The organism is Sphingomonas prati, from assembly GCF_014643515.1.
GTDB lineage: Bacteria > Pseudomonadota > Alphaproteobacteria > Sphingomonadales > Sphingomonadaceae > Sphingomonas_R > Sphingomonas_R prati.
This window is the reverse complement of sequence record NZ_BMJP01000007.1, coordinates 69,235-91,764: the sequence shown is the minus strand read 5'-3', so window position 1 is coordinate 91,764 and position 22,530 is coordinate 69,235. Positions and strand designations below refer to the sequence as shown.

Genomic DNA, 22,530 nt, shown 5'->3' with positions numbered 1-22,530 from the left:
CGGGGTGGAGCAGCCCGGTAGCTCGTCAGGCTCATAACCTGAAGGTCACAGGTTCAAATCCTGTCCCCGCAACCAACGATCTCACAACTCCCTCAGGCCGTCCGGCTTGAGGGAGTTTTCGTTTGTCGCATAGGCGATGAGGTCGGCCACCTTCGCGACGACCTCCGCTTCGAGGCCGCGCTCTCGGCGTCCGGATCGATCGTGACACTCTCAATGAGCGTTGCCAGCGTCTTCGCGGCTTCGACGGGAACGTTATCATCGTTCAGCGCGTCGCGCAGATCGGCGACCTTCGTCTTGAACAGGCTGATGACGGCTGAATGTGAAAGCTCAGTGTTTCGTTGCACTCGAACTTCCGCTTGTTTCGAACTCAACCGCCGTTCCAGATGAGTCTTTTCGGCCTCACGATCAGCCAGGAGTGTTAGCAGGGTAGGGCTGGCCACCGCCCTCAGCATGTTCGTCGCAAGGGTTTCGATCTCGCTCTGAACAACAGCGAGCCGGTCCAGATCTAAACGGTGTTTGTCGACGCTGGTGGCCGAGAGCCGAGCCATCTCGCGCGCGAACTCTGCCGCGAAGATCTCCGTATGCTCCTCGGTCAGAAGGCCGTGGTGTAGGACCGCAAGTGTCGCTGTTTCGAACGGTCCCTTGCGGACGGATAGGGAGTTCAAGCAGGTTCCGCGCTCCTTCTTGCCGATGCAGCGATAATAGTCCTTGCCGCTGATCACGTAGCTTGAGCCGCAGCAACTGCATTTGATGAGCCCGCTGAGCAGGTGTTTCTGACGGGGACGGCCGGTCGGGGAAGCGGTGCTCGGATCTCGCCTGCGTCGTTCGACCTCATCCGCGGTTGCTTCCCAGTGGACCTCATCGACGATGCGAAGATCAGGTACGGCCACCTCCACCCACTCCGCCTCGTCGCGCAGGCGGTAGCGACGCTCACGCTGCTCACTGTCTGGATTCTTGCGCCACTGACGGCGGTTCTACACCAGGCGGCCTGCGTAAAGCGGGTTATTGAGTATCCCAACGAGTGGGTGCCGCAGGTTCGGCCTCAACCACGTCGGTCTCGATGAAGCTGCCGTCATCCTGATATTCCCGCTGCTTGGGATAGAAGCCACCCGCGGCAACGATCCGGTCGAGGATGCCAAGGTCTTCGAACACTTCCTGCGTGCGGGGCTGGATACCCTCGTTGCGCGAACCCCGGAAGGGATCGTCCAGCTTCTCGATCAGTCGGAATGAGATGCCGCGGCGGGCCACATCGATTGCCAACGTCAAGCCGGTCGCCCCCGCGCCGCAAATCAGTACATCTGCCGCTAAACCATTTGTCATGCCGCGCTCCATATGTGCATTATGCACATAGATAGCACAGCGCGAGTGTATCAAATTAAAGGTGCATAATATACTCACCTCCGAGCTGCTGCGCGATCTGCACGGTTCGCTGATCGATATCGTCAGCGTGATGAACCGGCCGCAGCGTGACGCGGTGATGGTCCTAGAGGCGGGAATAGCGCTTGATCGTGCAGTGTTTCCCCTTCTGGTAATGGTGGAGCGGCTCGGATCGATCGGGATCGTGGATCTCGCCGATCGGGTGGGACGCGATTATACGACGGTAAGCCGCCAAGTGACCAAACTGGAAAGCCTCGGCTTTGTGGAGCGCCAATCAGCCGCAACTGACGGGCGTGTGCGCGAAGCTGTGATAACCGCCAGTGGCAAGGCCTTGACCGACAAGATCGACTTCGCGCGTGAGGCGATGGCAGGCACGATCTTCGATGATTGGGCAGACCAGGACATTGCCGATCTTGCCCGGCTGATGCGCCGTTTCGCTGACGCGGTGCAGAGTGACCACGTGGAGCAGTCCTGACGTTCTTTACCGAAACACCATCCCTTTTGGGAAAGCCAGCGGCATGTTGGCCGTGATCCAGTGCCCAACACACCCTGCAATCAATATGAATGAATGGCCGAACGTGGGCAGCCTAGAACAGCCCGCGAACGACCGACTTTGCGTCTTGCTAGGAAAAGCGGCCGGGCGGCTTGCGCCCAAATGCGGACATCGATGCTGCAAAAGCTATCGGCAAAACGGTGAAGACAAGGCTTTCCTGTCTCGGGATAGTCCACAGCATTTTATGCGGCAAACTTCGTCGTTCCTCGTCTCACTATCTTGGCGTCATATAGCGCGGCGTCGGCGCTTCCCAGAAGAGAGGAGCGGGAGCAGAGGACATTGGTTGCCCGCGCAACGCCAATCGTGGCAGATACCTCGACTATTGCATCACCCACACGAACCTGTTGCCTCAGGTCGCTACGCAGGCGATCCAAGCCAATTGCGCAGTGCTGTCCTGCGTCTTCGCCCCGAAGGATCAGGACGAATTCGTCGCCGCCCAGTCTCGCGGCGAAGTGGTTGGTGAAATAAGGTGCATCCCGTAGCGTGGAGGCGGTGTTGCGCAGGACGTCATCGCCAGCAGCGTGTCCGAACTGGTCGTTAACCTGTTTGAAGTGATCGAGGTCCAGCAGCGCGACAGCCAATGGCTCACCACTGATGCGGGCCTTGGAGACAAGACGATCAAGCTCGTCGTTGAGCCACCGTCGACCGGGGAGCTGGGTTAGCTCATCAGTGTAGGCCAGCTGGTGCAGTCTGCGTTCTGCCCGGTAGCGTTCTGTTATGTCCTGAAATACACCGACGATCGCCGCCGCCTGTCCGTTTTGCATTTCAACCTCACCAAGCGCGCGAACGCGGCGGTGACGTGCTTGGGCATCGATGAAATCGAGCTCGAGGTCATACGGAGCGCCATGTTCGCTACATGCTGCGACTGCCTCAAGTATCCGCGTTCGGTCCTCTGGGGGGTAGAATTCCAGTGCGGCGTCGAGATCCGGATGCTCGGATGCAGGCAGACCATGGATCTTGAACACTTGCTCTGACCAGGAAACCTTACTTGTGGCCAAGTCAAGCCGCCAGGATCCGATCTCCGCCATCCTTTCAGCCTGCAATAGTTGTTTGCTGAGGCGTTCAGCGGACAATACTGCATTGTTTCTTTCTAAAGCCAGCTTCAAGTTTTCCCGGTTGTTGCGCCGAAGCTGGCAAAGTGCGCCCAACACACGGGCCATTCCACGGAGATGTTCGATCTGGTCCGCCGCAGGTTCGCGGGGCGTGTCATCGATCACGCAGAGGGTGCCGATAGGAACCAGGTTGCCGCTCGGGTCTGACACCCTCAGCGGCACACCCACATACATACGGATGTAGGGTGGCCCAATCACCAGAGGATTATCCCGGAAACGCCGATCGAGCGTCGCGTCGGGGACGATCAGATCATCGTCTGCCTCCACTGCATGGGCGCAGAAGGACACGTCTCGCGGCGTTTCAGCCTCGCCCAAGCCGCACTTCGCTTTGAACCATTGACGATCTTTGTCGACCAGGGAGACTAGCGCAATCTTGCAGCCGAACAGGTGTTGCGCGGCGCTAGTGATGGAATCAAACTCAGGCTCGGGGTCTGAGTCAAGCAGTTCGAGGCTTTGGAGAGCAAAAAGTCGGGTTGTTGCAAATTGTTTTGGCATGAGGCAGTATCCGTCTTGAATGTTAAAGATCGGATAATCCAGCAATCGTTCGATCTGGAGATGGGGCCGGGGTTGAACGTCCGCTTTCTAGCATCTCCAGTCGCCGAGAAATCGCCGTCCAACCAAATGAACGAATGGCTGAAGTTAGGAGGCGACGAAGGGCTCTCGAATGTCCACTTGTGGGTCTTCGGTGCCGCGAAATGTTTAGGAAAGAGGCCCCGTTTCATGTATCTGCAGTTCGTTCCGGAACACGTCATGCGCCCGCGCGCGATTCACGTTTTCCCATCTTGAACGACACTTTTTTAAAAAGTGGATCGGGAACAGATTTTGGAAAAGGTCCGCCATCGGATGCGGCGCGGCGACCGTGGCATCCGGCTTCCCGATCCACGTTCCCAATCGTGAATGACTGAACCCGAGCAGCTATGTTGCTGCGAACACGTCCCGAGCGATGGCCACGGCGTTCAGTGCGGCCGGAAATCCGGCATAGGGTATCGTCTGCATGACGGTCTCGATGATCTCCTGTCGATTAGCTCCGACGCGGAATGCCGCTTGCATATGGACTTTGAGTTGGGGTGCAGCAGTCCCCATCGCCGTCAGCGCCGCGACCGTCGCCAATTCGCGCGTCTTCACGTCCAGCCCAGGGCGCGAAAAAGTATCGCCATAGGCGAACTCGACGATCTAGCGGCCGAGGTCGGGAGCGATGCCCTCCAGGCTCTGCACCCCTTTCGCACCGTGCGGACCGCTTACGGCCTCAAGCTGCTCCAGCCCACGCTGGTAACGCGCATTATCCATGACGGTGTGACGCGCCACCGGCTTGCTCGCACGCGGCAGTACGACCCCGGCCACCATTATTGGACGTCGGTCCATCATCGTTCTTTCCTTCCATGTCGACCTCCATGTCGCGGTAGTGCAAAATCTTCGCATCGAGCGTGGCGATCAGCCCGGTCAATTCGGGCTGTCGAACAGCAAGGGCAGCGCGATGCGCTTCCAGCATCTGTCGGCGTTCGACCGTCGTGGCAGGACCGATCGAACGCAGCTGGCTGCGTTCCCGTTGGAGGAAAAGGCAAGACTTTTCCGGTCTCCCGTATTTTGGTTATCGATCGTTCTCTCTAGTTGTCGGCCTCAACCAAAGTAGGGTGAGGGATCAACGTGATAGAAATCGGAAACTCGTCGCTAGACGTAATATATTACACCTCAGTTAGCCGAGGCGGCGCAAAACTGGGCTGACGTCTGAGTTTTAGTGGCGCAGCCGCATTGCCGTGCGCCAGCGCGGCCGCGATCTTTCTCTCGCTCCATCCGCGACTATCGGAAGCAATTTGTTTGATTGGGGTTCCAATTCATCGCTCTACTTTAGCGGCTAATAACGGACTGGTTCGACCCAATTTCCCTAAACTGTTTGGAGATATGTTTTGCAGTCTAGTAAACTCCCCCTCGCGGATCATGCCGCGATCGTAACCGGTGCAAGCTCAGGTATCGGCCTTGCGATTGCCGGCGCCTTGGCGAACGCCGGCGCCTCGGTAGCGATCAATTATAGCTCGCAGGCAGAACCTGCGGAGGAACTCGCCCGTCATATTACCGACCGAGGCGGACGTGCGATCGCCGTGCAGGCTGACGTCTCACAGGAACAAGATGTGGTGCGCCTGTTCCATGAGGCAGCCACGGCATTCGGACGCATCGACTTGCTCGTCTCTAACTCAGGTGTGCAAAAGGACGCCCCAATAGGCGACATGTCGCTCGAGGACTGGAATACGGTCATTGACATCAATCTGACCGGCCAATTTTTGTGTGCGCGCGAAGCAGTGCGACGCTTTCGCGTACAGCTAGCGGAGGGTCGGCCGGCTCGAAGCGCGGGCGTCATTATTGCCGTGAGTTCGGTGCATGAGATTATTCCCTGGGCGGGGCACGTCAATTACGCTTCGGCCAAGGGCGGCGTGCGCATGTTGATGCGTTCGCTTGCACAGGAAGTTGCATCAGACGGTATCAGGGTCAACGCGGTTGCACCGGGCGCTATGCGGACACCGATCAACAGGGAGGCATGGGATAGCGAGGAGGCGCTGACCAAATTGCTTAAGCTTATTCCCTACGGCCGGATTGGCGAGCCGGAGGACGTTGCCCGGGCGACAGTGTGGTTAGCGTCGGACGATGCCGACTATGTAACTGGAACGACCCTGTTCGTTGACGGGGGCATGTCGCTCTATCCTGAATTCCGCGACAATGGTTAAGCCCTTTAGAACGATCGGCGATCACGGTATCATCGGCGATCTTGAGACCGCAGCACTAATCGCCCGTGATGGCACCATCGACTATCTGTGTTGGCCCGCGCTCGACAGCCCAACGATATTCGCCGACCTTCTGGATACCGACCGAGGGGGCGCATTCACGATCGAGCCAGAGCTTGATCAGCCCCGTCACCTTCAACTCTACGTTCCGGGCACCAATGTCCTGATTACCCGCTGGATGGCAAAAGACGGCAGCGCCGAAGTCGTGGATCTAATGCCACAGCCGGAAGCTCGCCTCCGCTCTGGCCACGGCGCTCGCAGCCTGATCCGCCGCCTTACGGCGACGAGCGGGACCGTGACTTTCACGGTGCGTTGCACTCCTCGATTCGATTACGCTCGCGAAGTACCCGAGGTCACGGCCGTTGACGGTGGCGTTCGCTTTTCGGGACGAGATATGTCGCTCTGCCTGTTTGCTTCTACCGGGCTCGACCAGCAGGCCGGTGCTGCGAGCGGGCATTTCACCCTATCCAAGGGCGAAAGCGTCTGGTTCGTCCTTGGTGACCACATGATGTCTCGCCCCGAAGACTCTGCGATCCTGGCACAGATCGAAGCTACAACGCAGGAGTGGCGAACCTGGCAGTCGCAGTCGACTTACAAGGGACGCTGGCGTGAACAGGTGCTCCGGTCGGCGCTGACGCTGAAACTGCTTACGTCTGCCCGCCACGGCTCGATTGCAGCTGCGGCGACGTTCTCGCTGCCCGAAGCCGAAGGTTCGGAGCGGAACTGGGATTATCGCGCGACCTGGATCCGAGATGCCTCGTTCACCGTATACGCTTTCATGCGGTTGGGCTTCATCGATGAAGCAGAGCATTTCAATCAATGGGTGGGCCAGCGTGTTGTGGCGTCTGACCGTAAGTGCCCGCTGCGCATTATGTACTCGCTCGACGGGTCGGTCACGGCAGATGAGCGGAAACTAACGCATCTTATAGGCTACGCGGACAGCCAGCCGGTCCGGATTGGCAACGCAGCACATACACAAACACAACTCGACATCTTCGGTGAACTCCTGGACAGCGTTTATCTGTCGAACAAGTATGGCTCTGCAATAAGCCATGACGGTTGGAGACACGTCCGCGGCATTGTTGATTATGTGCTCGAACATTGGCACGAACCGGACGCCGGCATCTGGGAGATGCGTTCGGAGCCGCGTCACTTCCTTCACTCGCGCGTCATGTGCTGGGTGGCAATCGACCGCGCTATCCGTCTTGCGAATAAACGGTCGCTTCCGGCGCCGCTCGTCGCGTGGGCCGAAGCGCGAGACGAAATCGTCGATGATGTCTGGAATAATTTCCGTCATCCCGAGTACGGCTACTTCGTACGAGAGCGCGGTGGAACCGAGCTCGACGCCGCACTACTCATGATGCCGCTCGTCCGCTTCGTTTCTTCGACCGACCCCGTTTGGCTCAAGACGCTCGACGCCATCGGTGAACAGCTTTGTGATGACGGGTTGGTATATCGCTATCGGGGTGCAGACAGCCTTGACGGCGACGAAGGAGCCTTCACAACTTGCACATTTTGGTATGCGGAATGCCTCGCCCGGGCCGGACGGCTCGATGACGCACGGATGATCATGGCCAAGGGCGTCGTCTATGCCAACCATCTTGGACTATTTGCAGAGGAGGTCGACATTCGTGGTTTGCCGCTTGGAAACTTCCCTCAGGCATTGAGCCACCTCGCCTTCATTAGCGCTGCCTATTTTCTAGATCGACGGCTCGATCCGGCATACCAACCAAATTGGCAGCCTTGATGCCCAGGCCGCCAAGCTGGGCGGTTCGCCGGACCCGTGCTTAGCGGGACAACGCGGCTCGTTTGTGCTGCAGTAGGCTGGGGACGACAATCGGGAAAGCCCCAGCGGTCCCTAAAACAATGCTCAATTAGGAAAGTTGGTTAACGACCGGAGACACAAGACGTGGACGCCGCACGCGACCCATCCCGCTTATTGCCTCGGACCGGCATTGTGCTGACGCTAAGGAACCAATAACTACACCTTGACGAGCACGTCCGCGACAACGCCTCACACATCAAGGCCAGGCGGGCAAGGTGAAGTAGGCCCGATCTTCCACCAACGCTGCAGGACCATGGGATAGCTGTGCCTGACAGACGCCATTCCCGGCTGAAACAAACGGCAAAACGATGCCGTCAGATCGCAGAGAGGGGTACCACGCTCTCGCCACGCCGCTACCAGTGCCCTCCGAAGCGTTGACGGGGGTGCCACATAATCATTTGGGGGCGGATTTTTTGAGGTCGTGGCGACAGCTGAAATCGTCACGCCGCGATCGCACGTGCGGCGAATGACCGCGGGTAGTGAACGGTCTGGCCGCACTAGGCCTTCGTCTGATCTTAGCGACCATCATCATGTTCGCGACCATCCTCTGGTCTGCGTAGCCCATCCACCAGAAGCCCGACGAGCCGTTGCGCCTGTTCGGTGTCGGCCCCGGACAGACATAGGCTGGCGGCCGCCCTGACGAACTCGTCCGATCCGATGTCATCGCGGATCGTACCTGACGCTGCTGCACGTTCAAAAAGGCGGCGAAATGCAGGCATCAGACGTTCTTCGCGCCGGGCCGGCAACCCTTCAAACGCCGGATCGCCCGAGTGCAAGGCCTTGGCAAGCCCCTGTTTGGTGACGGCAAGATCGACAAAGCGTCGCATCCATGTCGACAATGCCTCGAATGGTGGGAGGCTGGCGCCAAGTGCATCTGCCTCGTCTGCACAGGCGTCCATTTCCTGACGGAACACGGCCGCGATCAGGTCGGCCCGGTGCGGGTAATGTCGATAGAGCGTGCCGACACCCACACCCGCCCGCTCCGCGATGTCGCGCACCGGCGCATCGACGCCGGAAATGGCAAACACGTCCTTTGCCGCCCGGAGGACCGCGAGCAGGTTACGCTGCGCATCCGCACGCACGCGCTTTCCGGTCGAAATTTGCTCTTCGACCGGTGTTTTCCCGGCGCCCTGCGCGTCTGCCATCACAACCCCATTGAAATCCGGAACACGTTCCGCATATAAAGCGGAGCACGTTCCACTAAGATATCGCCCGGAAGCGGTCCGGGCAAGGCCAAGCAGGAGATCGTCATGCTCTATCGAACCCTCGGACGAACCGGTATCAAGGTCAGCCCCTATTGCCTGGGCGCAATGATGTTCGGTAAAATGGCGAACGCCGATCATGATGCCTGTACCCGCATCATACACAAGGCACTCGATTTCGGGATCAACTTCGTCGACACCGCCGACCGTTATAGCGACGGCGAGTCCGAGACGATCGTCGGCCGTGCGCTCAAGGGACGCCGCGACCATGTCGTACTGGCCACCAAGTTCACCGGGCCGATGGGGCAGGATCCGAACCAGCAGGGCGCGTCGCGCCGCTGGATCGTCAAAGCCGTCGAAGGCTCGCTTCGCCGACTAGGAACGGACCATATCGACCTCTATCAGGTCCACCGCATGCCGGCCGACACCGACGTCGAAGAGATCCTGTCGACGCTGACCGACCTGATGCGCGCGGGCAAGATCCGGGCTTTCGGCACATCCACCGTGCCCGCCTCCGACATCGTCGAAGCTCAGCACGTTGCGGAGCGCCGCGGCCTTGCCCGCTTCCGTACCGAACAGCCGCCTTATTCCATTCTCAACCGTGCGATCGAACGCGAGGTGCTACCAACCTGCCAGCGCTACGGCATGGGCGTGATGGCCTGGAGTCCGCTCGCCAAAGGCATGCTGACCGGCAAATACCGCAAGGGCGAAAGGACGCCGGACTCGCTGCGCGCAAGAGTTTTTCCCAAGGCGATGTCGGATGAAAGCAGTCTGGACGCCGTCGAGCAACTCATCCCGCTGGCAGAGAGTGTGGACATGTCGCTCATGCACATGGCGCTGGCTTTCGTCGTGTCGCATCCGGCGCTCACCGCAGCAATCATCGGCCCGCGCACGGAAGAGCAGCTAGACGGCCTGCTGAGCGGCGCCACCGTCCGGCTGAGCGACGATGTACTGAATCGTATCGACGAGATCGTGCCGCCGGGCGTGGATGTCGCGCCGCTGGAGGGCGCCGCCTATGCACCGCCCGCTATATCGAACAGCCTGTTACGTCGCCGGAACCTCGACGAACGCGCAGCCGCCTGACGCGAGACTAGCGGGTACGATCCATCGCGCCCGCTAGTGCCGTTAGCCCGGTGATACAGCAGAGCCGGCGAATAGATGCAGATCGCCGCCACATAAACCGCCCGATGACCCCGGGAACGTTCGGCGAGCAGACGGGGTGTTGAAACATACGGGTCCGCGATCGGACCGACCGCTTCTAAGCGCCACCTTCGATATTGCTAAACTCTTAAGTTTTGCCACGGGCAGCCGATCACGGTGACGTTGGCGAAGGGCAAATGCAGGCAACATCAACGGCTAGCGGATACCCGGACCACCCGGTGGCAGCTGCTTACTGAAGGTAGTGGTTGGCTGTCCCTCTGCTCAAGGGCGTCCAGCAGGTATATATCGCGCTTCAGCACGGAAATGATCGATCAACGCGCGCAGCTTTGCCGGTTGGTGCTGCCGTTTGGGAAAGAACAAGAAGAATCCCGGGAAAGGGGGCAGAAAGGCTTCCAGTACGGCGACGAGCTCGCCCCGCTGCAAATTGGGCTGGAATGTTTCCATCATCCCGAACGTGAGACCAACGTCAGCGCAAGCGAGGCGGACCATCATGTTCATATCGTTTGTGGTTACCCGCGGTTCGACCGCCACGTCGAAGTCGCGGCCATTCTCGGTGTATTCCCACCGATACGGCGCCACGTCCGCGTTTGGGCGCCAGCCGATGCACAGGTGGTTGATCAAGTCGCGCGGGTGCGCGGGCGTCCCATGGCGGGCAAGGTAATCCGGAGACGCAACGGTAGACTGGCGCTGCTCAGCAGAGACGGGAACAGCGATCATGTCCTGTTCGATCACCTCACCCAGTCTTACACCGGCGTCGTACCCCTCGCGGACGATATCGAATTCCGCGTCCGTGACGGTGATGTCGATGCCGATGTTCGGATACGCGGCTAGGAACCCGACCAACGCCGGCCCCTTCAGGAAGTTATCGGCTATGGAGGAGACGCACAGCCGTAGCCGGCCGGTGGGACGCCCGCGCAGTTCCTGGGCGGCCAGCAACGCGGCTTCCAAGTCCTCAACCGCTGGGCGGGCGGCCGCGTAAAGCTGCTCTCCGGCCTCGGTCAGACGGACGCTTCGCGTAGTACGCTGGGCGAGAGCGACACCGAGCCGATCTTCTAACCGCTGGAAGGCCTGGCTGACGGCCGAGCGCGTGACGCCGAGCCGCTCGCTTGCCGCGCGGAAGCTGCGCGTCTCAGCCACGGCGAGGAACACCGTCAGCCCTTCAAGCTTATCGGTCATTGGTTAGCTCCGTTTACCAGCGCATCCGGGATCAGCGTCTAGGCCGAACATCGGCTGCGGCCTATTTCGATTCCAGTAGGAAGGCGGACGAACATGAGAAAATCAGGTTTGTTGCTCGCGCTTACCGCAACTCTGGTCGCCTCAGCCTCGATCATTTCGTTCGCGCAACGCGCTGAGTCATCTTCCCGCCCACAGCAGCGGCCACCATCCAGCGAGGAGCCTATGGCACGGAATCCGTACGTCGGCATGTGGGTCACCAAAGACGGTAGGGTCCGCCACGAGCTTCTGCCCAACGGGCGTTACGACGAGGCGCGCGGCAACCGCGAGAGCGCCTACCGAGGACGCTACGAGGTCCAGGGCAGCCACATCGAATATTGGGACGACACCGGTTTCACGGCGGACGGAGACTTCGTCGACGCCGACACCCTGCACCACGGCGGCATGATCCTGCGCCGCCGATAGGCGAGGGACGGCCACCCTTACCGCAACAGCTATGTTTGGAATTTTCCTGAGGCAAGGCGATCGAAGCGACCGCGTTCCTTGATATCGTTCCCTATGATGAGGTGCTCAGGCGCATCCCGGCGAAGTAAGCGGAACGTTCGCTCCAACGAGCTGGGCGAAAGACGACCTTCAATTGGAAGATGACCGAGGCGCTATCTTCCGAACGACACGTGCTGGAGGCACCACTATGACGATCGCAGAGAATGACTGGTCACGTCGCGAAGTGTTGACGAGCACGGCGGGTGGACTGGCGGGGGCGTCCCTGGCCCTTCCCGGATCCGCGCTCGCGGAAACTCGGCAGTACGAGGCATTGGACGTGCGTCTCGTGGTGAACGGAACAGCGCAGGCGATGCGCATCGATCCACGCGTATCGCTGCTCGACCTGCTTCGCGAACGGCTCGGTCTCATAGGGACCAAGAAGGGATGCGATCACGGGCAGTGTGGTGCCTGCACCGTCCTGGTCAACGGCCGTCGCATCTGCTCCTGCCTGACGCTGGCCGTTCTGCACGAGGGTGACGAGGTAACGACCGTCGAAGGGCTTGGATCGCGAGGGGCGCTTCATCCGCTGCAGTCTGCGTTTATTGCCAACGACGGATTTCAGTGCGGCTTCTGCACGCCGGGCCAGATCTGCTCGGCAATAGGAATGTTGGACGAGGTGGCTCGCGGCGAGCCCAGCCATGTTTCGGACGATCTTCTAGCGCCGGTGCTGTCCGATCCGGAGATTCGGGAGCGGATGAGCGGCAATCTCTGCCGCTGCGGGGCCTACCCGAACATTGTCGCTGCCATTCGCGAAGCCGCCGGGGAGATGAACGCATGAAGCCGTTCGCGCTGCATCGGGCATCGTCTCCACGGGAAGCGGCAACGCTGCTCACTCGGGAAACAGGCGCAAGGGCCATCGCCGGCGGCACGAACCTGCTGGACCTCATGAAGCTGCAAATTGAGACGCCGAGCCTTCTGATCGACATAAACCGGATCGGCCTGAATGCCATCGAACCGACCGCCTCCGGGGGGCTTCGGATAGGTGCGCTCGTCCGAAATGCTGACCTAGCTGCGCATGTCACAGTTCGGCGCGACTACGCCGTGCTCAGTCGCGCCATCGTAGCCGGTGCCTCAGGGCAGATCCGCAACAAGGCAACGACGGCAGGCAATCTGCTTCAACGTACACGCTGTCCCTACTTTTATGACCGCAGCACACCCTGCAACAAGCGCTCGCCGGGAACTGGCTGTAGTGCAATCGATGGATACAGCCGACATCTTGCGGTCATAGGCGGGTCAGAGGCATGCATCGCGACCCATCCATCCGATATGGCGGTCGCACTCCGTGTGCTGGACGCGCAGGTCGAGACCGTGGATGCCGCAGGGGGCGTGCGAACGCGCGCCCTCCCTGACTTCTACCGTCTCCCGGGGCAGGATCCGCAACTGGAAACCAACCATGGCGGTGAGCTTGTGACGGCTGTGAACCTGCCCCCGCCACGTCGCGGCCGGCACTTCTATCGCAAGGTGCGCGACCGCGCATCGTACGCTTTTGCCACCGTGTCGATCGCAGGTATCGCTGGACCGGACGGCCGGCGCCTCGCGTACGGAGGCGTGGCGCCAATGCCTTGGCGCGATGCGTCCGGCGAAGGCGAACGCACTGCCGACCGGATCATCGAGGCGACGTTCGCCGAGGCGCGTCCCACCGCACAGAAAGCCTACAAGCTGCCGCTTCTGCGCGGTGCGCTCAGAGGGGAGCTCGACGCTTGACCGATGTGCTTCTCTTCTCCGGCGATGCCGGTCCTAACCCCATCGACAATGGCCGCTCGGTCGGCAGGTCCCATTCAAGGATCGACGGGCCGCTCAAGGTCACTGGTCGCGCGCGCTATGCGAGCGACTACCGCGCGGTGGCGCCCGGCGCGGCGATCGGCTTCATCCTCGAGGCGGGTATCGGACGCGGGAGGATCGCCCGAATCGACACCACGGTCGCGGAGCGTGCGCCCGGCGTCGTCCTCGTCCTCACCCATCGCAATGCGCCCGTGCAAGGGAACCGGAAGGATGGTGCCTTTCCCGAACTCAAGGATGATCGCATCCTCGATCACGGCCAGCCTGTCGCCTTTGTCGTCGCGGAGACGTTCGAGCAGGCGCGCGATGCCGCCTCGCTGATCCGGATCACCTACGATGAAGAGCCGGGACGCTTCGATCCCGAACACGGGCGAGCCGCGGCTCGGCTCTCGATTGGTACGGTCCTGCCACCGGTTCGCCAAGATACAGCGATTGGTAACCTCGAAGCGGCGATGGCATCGGCGGCAGTGACGATCGACAGGACCTATACCACGCCGCCGATCACGCATGCGATGATGGAGCCGTACGCCGCCCTCGCTCGGTGGGACGATCGCACCGGCTTGACCTTGTGGACCAGTCACCAGCTCTTCGAGTGGGCCTACCGCGACCTGCCGCGTACGCTGCTACTGCCCCCCGAGAAGATCAGGATCGTCGCGGCCTTCGTAGGTGGGGGCTTTGGCGGTAAACTCTATTTTCAGGCGGAGGCGATTCTTTCAGCGCTCGCGGCGCGCATGCTCCGGCGGCCCGTCCGGACTGCCATGACGCGGCCTCAGATGATGAACATGACCCGGCATTCGCCGCAGACGATCCAACGTCTGCAACTCGGTGCCGACCGGCAAGGGCACCTTACGGCCATAGGTCACGACGTTTGGCACACGAACCCGGATTGGGGCGGCGAACAGGAGATGGCGGCGAATCAGACGCGCCTGCTCTACGCGGGCGCGAACAGGCGGACGACACACCGCCACATCGTCGTCGATTGGCCGAAAGGTTCGGCGATTCGAGCGCCCGGCGAAAGGACCGGCATGATGGCGCTGGAGGTGGCGATGGACGAACTCGCCGAAGCCACCGGCATCGACCCCGTCGAGTTGCGGATCCGCAACGACGTGGCCCACGACCCCGAGGCAGGACCCTCCTTGCCTTTCGCGTCGCGTTCGCTGATCCGATGCCTGCGTGAAGGCGCGACCCGCTTCGGATGGTCACAGCGTAGCGACAGGCCCGCGCAGATCCACGATGGCCGCTGGATGGTCGGCATGGGGATGGCGTCCGCCTTCCGCCGAAACCAGGTCAAGCCTTCTGGTGCACGCGTGACAATGAGTCCGGCGGGCCACGTGCTGGTCGAGAGCGGCGCCACGGACATTGGAACTGGCACCTACACCATTATGGCGCAGACAGCCGCCGAGATGCTGGGCGTTCCAATCGCGAACGTCACCGTGAGGCTTGGAGACAGTCTCTTGCCGGAAGGTGCCGGAGGAGGGGGCTCGTGGGGGGCCAACAGCGCGACCTCCGGATTGTACGTAGCATGTCAGGCGATGCGGCGGCGCTTAGCCAGAAACGCCGGCTTCGATCCCGCCTCGGTCGATTTCAAAGACGGCCGCCTTGTCGATGGCGCGCGCTCTGTCGGGCTTCCGGACGCGATCGGACAGCAGCCGCTCATCACCACGGGCAGGATCGAGTTCGCCAAGAAGCAGCGTCCGGAGGCATCTTTCGGAAGCCACTTCTGCGAGGTTGGGGTCGACCGCTACACGGGAGAAATCAGAATGAGGCGATGGCTCAGCGTCGTTGACATCGGCCGCGTCCTCAACCCCCTCACTGCCCGCAGCCAGATGATTGGCGGCGTCACATTCGGGATCGGCGCCGCCCTGATGGAGGAGGCGGTCATGGACCATCGTCATGGGCTGTTCATCAACCATGACCTTGCCGGCTATCACGTGCCTGTCCACGCGGATGTCGGGGAATTCGACATCGTGTTCCTCGACGCGCTCGAACCCAGCTCTTCTCCCATGAAGGCAAAGGGGGTGGGCGAGCTCGGAAACTGCGGCTCCAGCGCAGCGGTCGCGAACGCTGTGTTCAACGCATGCGGCGTCCGCGTAAGAAACTATCCGATAACGCCGGACAAGTTGATCGACAGTCTCCTCGACCGCTGAGCAGGACGAACCACGTTCCAGTTGCGGCCTTTCGTTCAGCAAGGCGGTATCACCTACTCGGCCATGCTTCGCAGCGAGCTCTACCCGAAGATGCCTTTCCGCCCCGCTTTAAGCGGCTTTACCGGCAAGCCCGTGGTGAACCCCGTCGGCACGGTCCCAACCGCCTGCCCCTGACCCGCAACCACCAACGACAGACAGGATCTCGACATGAAACGACGCGAAATTGGCGACAGCGGCATCCAAGCTTCCAAAATCGGCCTCGGATCCTGGCCGACCTACGCTGGCGGCCTCGAGCGAAAGCTGACGCTGGCCATGTTCGCGGCTCACGGTCTAGGCGCGACCGCCCGCCAAAGGCGCGTCGCGTGACTGAGCCCAAGAGCCCGCGCGCCGTGATTGAGCAGTTTCTTACCGATATCGGCAAGGCTCAATGGGACGGCTTGGCCGATCTCTTTGCCGAAGACGTGACGGTAAGCTATCCGCTCGCCGCCGATCAGACCGCCTCGTTACGCGGACGCGCGGCGCTTCGTGCCCATTTCCAGCGTCTTGCGGCGAGGGGCGTCCGGCTGACCGCGCGCGATCTCGTGATCCACGAAGCGACCGACCCCGAAATCGTCATTGCAGATCTCACCTATGACGGCGTGGACTGCGACGGGACCGGCTTCACCATGCCAGCCTGCTTTATCTGGCGCGTGCGGAACGAACGAGTTGTGGAGGCGCGCGACTTCCTCGGACCGCGTGTCGCTGCACCCGCGCAGGCAAACCGGGCGATCGTCGCCGGCGCGTTCGCCGCTTGGGCGGAAGGGGCCGGATCGTTCTTCGACATCGTCGCCGAAGACGTCTCCTGGACGGTGATGGGATCGGGAGCCTCTGCCGGTCTATACCAAGGCAAGGCAACCTTCATGGAGCGGATTGCGGGACCGTTCGCTACGCAATTGGTCGGCGAGCTGGCGCCGACGCTCCTTGGGATTTGGTTGGAAGGAGACGACGTCGTCGTGCGCTGGTCCAGCAGCGCCACGACAGTCGACGGCACCGCTTACCGCAACGCCTACGTATTCATCCTTACCTTGCGCGACGGCCTGGTCGTCGCAGCCGAAGAGTTCCTCGACTTGCCAGCTTTCGAGCGCGTCTGGAACAAGGGCCGCGTCGCATCGTCTTCCCGGGGGAAAGTCTGACATGGGCGCGTCACCGGCCTTGGCGCAGGATCGCGCTGTTTTATCGCTGCAGCGGCGGCGGCGAGCGGCCGATAAACGCCTTCCCGCAAACGATGGCGTTTCAGGAAACGGCATCCGTTAGCCGATCTCGAAGCCTCAACTACGACGAGGCATTCATGATAAGATCCGGGCTCTACGGGTCATGATCACATCACGCTACCTAGTCCGGCCGCCTTGCAGCTTTCAGATACGATTTGCACATAAGGGTAAGCTGCTGTTCGACCTCGCTGCCGGTCTCAGGCGGAGTCCCGCGTTCGTAGAAGACGCGAACCGTCCCGTAAATGGTAGCGAGAAGCACCTGGGCGACTATCTCAGCATCTAGAAAGGTAACATCAAACGCGCTCGCCAGCATGTCGGTAATTGCAATTTCGCAGCGGCGGGTAGCCGCATTGATCAAGGCGCGAGTGTCCAATTCTAATGCGACATGGTATACAGCGCGCGAAGTGTCCAATTGTCTGTTTTTTGCCTCAAGCCACGCTTTCACTACTAAATCGGCCATCGTGTCGGCCGTCGTGCCCTTATTCTCGCTACAAACATTCTCTATCGCCTCCACCAGTACGGCTAGATGGCGGTCAACCAAAGCAAACAGCAATGCCTGCTTGTTTGGGAAATACTGGTACAGGGTCCCAACCGAGACGCCCGCCCGGTGCGCAACGCGGGTGGTGTTGAGCCGGTCAGATCCGCTTGCCAGCAAAACCTGAATCGTAGCCTCCAGGATTGCCTCCACGGTCAAGGCAGATCGAGCCTGACGCGGTAGTTTCCGCCTTTCCAGCGACATAGAAGCGTGCCTTTTCAAACGCGAATAACATGTGAAGCAAGCTTCATATATATTGCGTTCAGCGATCGGGACAACATCAGGCGCCCGGCGCGGCGACGAGCTCGGCCGGCAGCTCGGTGTCTATTGTCCGAAGCCGATCAGCAGTGTGAAGGAGATTAACATGACCGCCAACCCTATGGCACTCACCGGCAAGCGCATCGTCATCATCGGCGGCACCACAGGGATCGGTTTCGCCGTGGCGGACCTCGCCTCTGCCTTGGAAGCTGAGGTGGTTATCGGTGCCAGTCGCAAGGATGCCGTCGATGGCGCGGTCGGCCGCCTTCCTCGCGCCAGCGGCTACGTCGTCGATCTCAGAAACGAAGGTTCGGTGGCCGCTTTCTTCAAGCAGGTCGGTCACTTCGACCACCTTGTCATGACCGCCGGGGACTGGGGCGAAAGTGCCCCGGTACCGATCAGCGACATCGACCTTGGCAAAGCGAAGTCTGGCTTTGACGTCCGCTTCTGGGGAGCGCTCTCTGCGGCGAAACACAGCGCAGAAACAATCGCGTTGGACGGCTCGATCACTCTGACCAGCGGCGTGCTCGCTCAGCGTCCGGTAAAGGGGATGCCCATGGTAACTGCGGTAGCCGGGGCGATAGAGCATCTTGGGCGCAGTCTCGCGATCGATCTCGCGCCTGTTCGGGTCAACATCGTATCACCCGGAATAACGCTGACGGAGCAGGTTAAGAAGACCATGCCCGAGGAGATGCTGGAGTCATTCGTCACGCAGCTGCCAACTGGCCGTGCTGCGCATCCTAACGAGACGGCAATGGCTTACGTGTACGTTATGCTCAATAACTACGTAACGGGGCAGGTCGTACCGGTAGATGGCGGAGCCCTGTTGAAATCGTAGCCTCTCTCTGTCGCTTTTACGACAGTATCATGGTTCCAGGTGGTAGACTGGAAGAATAGTTTTGGAGGCAAGATGCGCGATAGACGATTTTCCGCAAACGCCGAGAAGCGGGAAGCTGTCTCTTGGAGATACAAGCCTATCCGATATTTGCTACATAAACCACATCGGAGGAAAATTCACGACCTACGTTGTGCTGCGCGCGCCACCTTCACGCGATCCCAGTTCGTCGACACCCAGTCGACCAGTTCCTGCATCAGGTCGAGCAGGCTAACGCCGGGACGAATATTGGTAGTTTACCGGCTTTCACATAGCCGTGTTGGTGGGGTCCTACCTCATCATCACGCTGATGCGCACAACCGGACTCAATGGGCTGGACCGGTTCTTCACCTCGATGTTCGGCCTCGTTTTCCTAGTGCTCCTGCTTCCGTTGATCTCGGTTTCGGTGCGGAGGCTACACGATACGAACAAGCCGGGCTGGCTCATATTGCTCAACCTGATCCCAATCGTTGGAGGGCTGATCGTGGTTGTCCCGACCTTGCTTCACGGGGACAAAGAATCCAACCGCTTTGGCCCCAGTCCGAAGGTTACATAGTCGACAAATGACGATAGTTGACTGGTCAGCACGGGCTAGCCACACCCCTAGCCTCAATCGAACGAACCGAATTAATACCCGACCAGCTTATAATCAAGTCGAGATAAATTTAACTCAAAATGAACGGGATGTTCAGTATTTTGTAAGCCCGGCAAGCCGATGAACCAATCATCTTTTGAAGTTCGTAAGGTTGGAGACGAAAAAATGAAAAAACTTCTTATCTTGGCGGCGCTAGGTTTCACAACTGTCGCAGCGGCGGCACCAGCCGATGCCCAAGTCAACCGCCGCCAGGACAATCAGCAGCAGCGGATAGACCGGGGTGTCCGTTCGGGTCAGATCACTGGGCGCGAGGCGGACCGTCTACAGCGCAACCAAAATAACATCGCTCGCGCCGAAGACCGGATGCGTTCGAGTGGGGGTCGGCTGACGAACCGTGAACGTGCTCGTCTGGACAACCGACAGGATCGTGCTGGCTCAAAGATTCGTCGCCAGCGCAATGACCGTCAGCGCTATGGCCGGCAGTACCGCCGCTAAGGCGGTCGGTTACCGATCCAAGCGGAGCACGGTGGTGATCGCAGGTTGAATATGAAGCTCGCTGGCCTGACGAAGGGCAGCGAGCTTCGCTTGTTTTTGGACAGGCCAAGGCGATCGAAAGAACGATTGTCGCCTCGAACGAATAGGGAAACAGAAAGGCAGACGCCTTCTCGTATCCCGTCTCGATCGTTCAGCGAGAACGCGCTCGGGGCAGCCACGTGAATGTCCACAAATGGCCGGTAGCTGCTGCAGCCATGCCAGCAGCCCGATGTCGCGCATGTCCTAAGTTTCGGACGTCTTGAATGTCGGGGCTTTTGCGATACTGGCATGCTGCCAGATCGTAGAATGAAGAAACTTTCGAGGCGAACTCCCCCGCTGGATTCCTTCTCACAATTGATTGATTTTTGGGAGAATGGTTGCGGCGCAATAGATGGTTTGCCTGTGACCAATTCGCGTGTGAGGACCCTATCGCTATGGCCGACGTTCGCCTCTCCGACCTCACGTTCGGCACGATCTGCCGAATTGGCATCACGCTGAGCACCTGCTTCTGGATGCCGGCTTCACTCCTGCTCGGGATCGCTGGCGCGATGGGTGCGATGCCGGTCGAAGGACTGCAGCGTGATCCCCGCGGCGTTGTCGGCTTTATCGGCGGGGCATTGCAGGGCATCGGATGTTCGATCATCATGGACGTCGTGCTGGTCTTGGGCGCGCTCGGTATGGTTGCCGCGCAGCGCGTTTGGGGTGACGGCGACTTTGACCTCAGGCAACGCAAAACCGGGGCGTCTCGGTGATGTCGCTGAGGTTCGACACGGCATAGCACGGAGACCCGATGTGACCACGTCATCGCCGAACCGTTTCTCTGACTATGTTGGTGTCAGTGTTTCGTCGGGGATCAACGATCCGGCAGGAGATGCTGATGCACGCCTATAATATCGCGCGCGGCGAGCGGACCATGGGCGAGCCAGACCGGCGCGCGGATGGCTGGTGCTTCGGCCTGCCGCCGGGGATCGCGCCCGAACAATGGCCGCTCGATCCGATCACCCGCCGGCCGCTGATGCATGGCTTTACGCTGAAGCTGACCGAAGACCAGCGCGTGCACGGGCCGGAGATCGTGGGCTTCTCGTTCATTGCGACGTCGCCGGAAGGGAATGATGGCGGTCCGCGCGACCGCAACCTGGCGGCGGAAGCGATCGTCGATCGTCCCGGCGGCGCGCGACCGGACGATCCCGCGCTGGCAGCCCTGTGGGATCTGACCCGGCAGGTGCATCCCCGCGTCCACCGGATGCGCGACATCCTCGACTATGGCTACGCCGTGCTGCTGCTCGGTCAGGCCGAATATGACGGCGCCTGTTGCCTGCCACCTGTGCCGGCCGTTCCGCCCGAACTGCTGGGTGAGTGCCCCGCCTGGCCGACGCAGGGCAGCATGCTGTCGTTCGACCGGTTCGAGGGGCACCACGACGTCGCCGACGTCGCCGATCCGCTACGCCTGCACCGACCGCTGACCCTGAACGTTCGATCGGGGGATTTGAATGCCGGTCTCGCGCCACGCGAGCTGTACGACGACACGCCGGGTGACACGGGCTATCGCGCGCATTACTACTGGCTGGACGACACGATCGCGCCGGACAATTACCGCGTCCACGACTGGGCCAAGGATCATACCGCCAACCATCTTGGCGGCACGATGCGCCCGATCCAGGCGGTGCCAGAGGATTTCTCGGCATTTTACGTCGGTTTCGAAGAGCATCTGGGCGGCTATAATTTTGGTGGCGGCAACGCTCAACTCGACTTCAAGAGCATGCGCGTCGAATGGGCATGCGGTTAGTTCGGCTATACTGGGCCTGCCATGTTCGAAATAGAGTCATGGTCACAACCGCTTCCTCGGCAACTTGCATAATCACTCGGGCTTGCGCTCATCCAATAGTCGTTGCAATAAGCGTTCGGTTTCGTCACCCACTTGGAGTCTATCCTTTCAAGCACTCGTGGCCACGCTTCAATGGAAGTATTCGAGACAGATAGGGGGCACTGCACGGAAGTGAGCTTTACGTACGCTAGGCAAGAACGAACGACGAACGGCTGGTTAGGTGTGGAAAGGAGATCGGCAGCTTTAGGGATGCGACCTGCATCATCTGGAAGACCGCCGAGTCGCTACGGTGGACAGCGCTGCACACGATGCCGTACTCTAACTGCTTCCGTTCGATTCAGAAGACCAAGCTGTGTTGAGGCAGAGACATGGATCTAAAATCGATTAATCCGTACGTCTATGCGATGTGGGACGAGTATCGAACACTAGGGTCTTATTACTACGAGGAGACCTCGCCCGAGACGCTTGCATCGATTGAGGCGGAGGTAGGGGCAAAACTGCCTGGGGACTACAAGGAATTCGCCTTAAAGTCTCCTGCTTCGATGCAATCCCAAGGGCGGGTACGGATTTGTTCTACTGCGAGTTTCCGAGCCGAGCCGTGATAATGTACACTTCGCGTCTCACGCCGCACGGTGCCAGCATTCTCCGGTCCCTGCGCTCTTTGCGTCGGCCTCACCCAGTCGACCGAGAGGTGACGCGTCGGGTACCCGAAGGGGTAGTTCCGTTCAATGGCGGGCGGGGGCATTCGACAATCATGCTCGACCTTCGCGCCGCGACTTACGGGCAGGTGCTATTCCTGGACGAGATCAAGGTCCAGAACTTCGGCACGCCGGGTTACGATTGGGACAATGTCGGCTGGGTTGCGAAAACCTATACGGACTTCCTGCGCGGCTTGGGCACCAAGGAGGAACTTGTTGCGTGATATCACGTGCCACTGAAGCCCTGACAGCCAATCAGGGCTCGGTGGCGGATCCCACATCTTGGACGTCCTCTATCGGGATCTGCCGACAGCA

The 22,530-nt window shown here is 60.4% G+C and carries 24 protein-coding genes; 16 read left to right on the top strand and 8 right to left on the bottom strand.

All coding sequences use genetic code 11. The features are described 5' to 3' along the window. Positions 1-92: 92 nt before the first annotated feature. Both IEX50_RS16400 and IEX50_RS16395 read right to left on the bottom strand, forming a co-directional pair. Positions 93-890 carry a recombinase zinc ribbon domain-containing protein gene (locus IEX50_RS16400; protein WP_157177801.1) on the bottom strand — a complete coding sequence of 266 codons (798 nt, stop codon included), beginning with the start codon at positions 888-890 and terminating at the stop codon, positions 93-95. Positions 891-1,002: 112 nt separating this feature from the next. Further along, positions 1,003-1,332, bottom strand: coding sequence for an FAD-dependent monooxygenase (locus IEX50_RS16395; protein ID WP_229674133.1), 330 nt, complete (start codon positions 1,330-1,332; stop codon positions 1,003-1,005). Positions 1,333-1,381: 49 nt separating this feature from the next. Between IEX50_RS16395 and IEX50_RS16390 the strand changes: the two genes are divergently transcribed. Further along, entirely contained in the window at positions 1,382-1,852 is a 471-nt protein-coding gene (locus IEX50_RS16390) for a MarR family winged helix-turn-helix transcriptional regulator (RefSeq protein ID WP_198350722.1), read from the top strand. Between the two features lie 260 nt (positions 1,853-2,112). Here IEX50_RS16390 and IEX50_RS16385 read toward each other — a convergent pair whose 3' ends face one another. The 3 genes from IEX50_RS16385 to IEX50_RS17585 all read right to left on the bottom strand — a co-directional run bounded on the left by IEX50_RS16385 (position 2,113) and on the right by IEX50_RS17585 (position 4,404). Further along, complete coding sequence (locus tag IEX50_RS16385; protein WP_157177802.1) at positions 2,113-3,582, bottom strand: sensor domain-containing diguanylate cyclase; 1,470 nt, start codon at positions 3,580-3,582, stop codon at positions 2,113-2,115. A 375-nt stretch (positions 3,583-3,957) separates the two neighbouring features. Continuing rightward, positions 3,958-4,215 (bottom strand): carboxymuconolactone decarboxylase family protein, encoded by a 258-nt coding sequence (locus IEX50_RS17590; protein WP_268237813.1) that lies wholly within the window; start codon positions 4,213-4,215, stop codon positions 3,958-3,960. Beyond that, entirely contained in the window at positions 4,216-4,404 is a 189-nt protein-coding gene (locus IEX50_RS17585; protein WP_229674130.1) for a hypothetical protein, read from the bottom strand. Between the two features lie 542 nt (positions 4,405-4,946). On the opposite strand from IEX50_RS17585, the gene IEX50_RS16375 reads away from it, so the two are divergent. Together IEX50_RS16375 and IEX50_RS16370 are read left to right on the top strand one after the other, a co-directional pair. Beyond that, entirely contained in the window at positions 4,947-5,759 is an 813-nt protein-coding gene (locus IEX50_RS16375) for an SDR family oxidoreductase (RefSeq protein ID WP_157177803.1), read from the top strand. Beyond that, entirely contained in the window at positions 5,752-7,563 is a 1,812-nt protein-coding gene (locus tag IEX50_RS16370) for a glycoside hydrolase family 15 protein (RefSeq protein WP_157177804.1), read from the top strand. The genes IEX50_RS16375 and IEX50_RS16370 overlap by 8 nt, the downstream gene beginning before the upstream one ends. Before the next feature lie 593 nt (positions 7,564-8,156). On the opposite strand, the gene IEX50_RS16365 is transcribed toward IEX50_RS16370, so the two are convergent. After that, entirely contained in the window at positions 8,157-8,786 is a 630-nt protein-coding gene (locus IEX50_RS16365; RefSeq protein ID WP_157177805.1) for a TetR/AcrR family transcriptional regulator, read from the bottom strand. Between the two features lie 105 nt (positions 8,787-8,891). On the opposite strand from IEX50_RS16365, the gene IEX50_RS16360 reads away from it, so the two are divergent. Further along, positions 8,892-9,926, top strand: a complete 1,035-nt coding sequence (locus tag IEX50_RS16360; protein WP_157177806.1) for an aldo/keto reductase — start codon at positions 8,892-8,894, stop codon at positions 9,924-9,926. Positions 9,927-10,265: 339 nt separating this feature from the next. On the opposite strand, the gene IEX50_RS16355 is transcribed toward IEX50_RS16360, so the two are convergent. Continuing rightward, complete coding sequence (locus IEX50_RS16355) at positions 10,266-11,180, bottom strand: LysR family transcriptional regulator (protein ID WP_157177807.1); 915 nt, start codon at positions 11,178-11,180, stop codon at positions 10,266-10,268. Positions 11,181-11,402: 222 nt separating this feature from the next. On the opposite strand from IEX50_RS16355, the gene IEX50_RS16350 reads away from it, so the two are divergent. From IEX50_RS16350 to IEX50_RS16325, 6 genes are all read left to right on the top strand, one after another. Continuing rightward, a complete protein-coding gene (locus tag IEX50_RS16350; protein WP_229674128.1) occupies positions 11,403-11,642 on the top strand; it encodes an Atu4866 domain-containing protein in 240 nt (79 codons plus the stop codon). Positions 11,643-11,868: 226 nt separating this feature from the next. Continuing rightward, on the top strand, positions 11,869-12,498 hold the full coding sequence (locus IEX50_RS16345) for a 2Fe-2S iron-sulfur cluster-binding protein (RefSeq protein WP_157177809.1): 630 nt from the start codon (positions 11,869-11,871) through the stop codon (positions 12,496-12,498). Further along, on the top strand, positions 12,495-13,424 hold the full coding sequence (locus IEX50_RS16340; protein WP_157177810.1) for an FAD binding domain-containing protein: 930 nt from the start codon (positions 12,495-12,497) through the stop codon (positions 13,422-13,424). The genes IEX50_RS16345 and IEX50_RS16340 overlap by 4 nt, the downstream gene beginning before the upstream one ends. A gap of 5 nt (positions 13,425-13,429) precedes the next feature. After that, positions 13,430-15,646 carry a xanthine dehydrogenase family protein molybdopterin-binding subunit gene (locus tag IEX50_RS16335; protein ID WP_157177859.1) on the top strand — a complete coding sequence of 739 codons (2,217 nt, stop codon included), beginning with the start codon at positions 13,430-13,432 and terminating at the stop codon, positions 15,644-15,646. A gap of 207 nt (positions 15,647-15,853) precedes the next feature. Continuing rightward, on the top strand, positions 15,854-16,012 hold the full coding sequence (locus tag IEX50_RS16330) for a hypothetical protein (RefSeq protein WP_184075344.1): 159 nt from the start codon (positions 15,854-15,856) through the stop codon (positions 16,010-16,012). Then, entirely contained in the window at positions 16,009-16,818 is an 810-nt protein-coding gene (locus tag IEX50_RS16325; protein WP_184075342.1) for a nuclear transport factor 2 family protein, read from the top strand. Before IEX50_RS16330 ends, IEX50_RS16325 begins: the two co-directional genes overlap by 4 nt. A 199-nt stretch (positions 16,819-17,017) precedes the next feature. Here IEX50_RS16325 and IEX50_RS16320 read toward each other — a convergent pair whose 3' ends face one another. After that, positions 17,018-17,584 carry a TetR/AcrR family transcriptional regulator gene (locus IEX50_RS16320; protein WP_198350725.1) on the bottom strand — a complete coding sequence of 189 codons (567 nt, stop codon included), beginning with the start codon at positions 17,582-17,584 and terminating at the stop codon, positions 17,018-17,020. Positions 17,585-17,795: 211 nt separating this feature from the next. Between IEX50_RS16320 and IEX50_RS16315 the strand changes: the two genes are divergently transcribed. The 6 genes from IEX50_RS16315 to IEX50_RS16290 all read left to right on the top strand — a co-directional run bounded on the left by IEX50_RS16315 (position 17,796) and on the right by IEX50_RS16290 (position 22,439). After that, positions 17,796-18,527, top strand: a complete 732-nt coding sequence (locus IEX50_RS16315) for an SDR family oxidoreductase (protein ID WP_157177813.1) — start codon at positions 17,796-17,798, stop codon at positions 18,525-18,527. A 313-nt stretch (positions 18,528-18,840) separates the two neighbouring features. Continuing rightward, positions 18,841-19,119 (top strand): DUF805 domain-containing protein, encoded by a 279-nt coding sequence (locus tag IEX50_RS17835; RefSeq protein ID WP_373285334.1) that lies wholly within the window; start codon positions 18,841-18,843, stop codon positions 19,117-19,119. A 159-nt stretch (positions 19,120-19,278) separates the two neighbouring features. Then, positions 19,279-19,653 (top strand): hypothetical protein, encoded by a 375-nt coding sequence (locus IEX50_RS16305; protein WP_157177815.1) that lies wholly within the window; start codon positions 19,279-19,281, stop codon positions 19,651-19,653. A gap of 473 nt (positions 19,654-20,126) precedes the next feature. Beyond that, positions 20,127-20,444 carry a hypothetical protein gene (locus tag IEX50_RS16300; RefSeq protein WP_157177816.1) on the top strand — a complete coding sequence of 106 codons (318 nt, stop codon included), beginning with the start codon at positions 20,127-20,129 and terminating at the stop codon, positions 20,442-20,444. A gap of 125 nt (positions 20,445-20,569) precedes the next feature. After that, positions 20,570-21,478: a hypothetical protein gene (locus IEX50_RS16295; protein WP_198350727.1), complete on the top strand. Its 909-nt coding sequence runs from the start codon at positions 20,570-20,572 to the stop codon at positions 21,476-21,478. 793 nt (positions 21,479-22,271) lie between these two features. After that, entirely contained in the window at positions 22,272-22,439 is a 168-nt protein-coding gene (locus IEX50_RS16290; RefSeq protein WP_157177817.1) for a hypothetical protein, read from the top strand. The last annotated feature ends 91 nt before the right edge of the window (positions 22,440-22,530 follow it).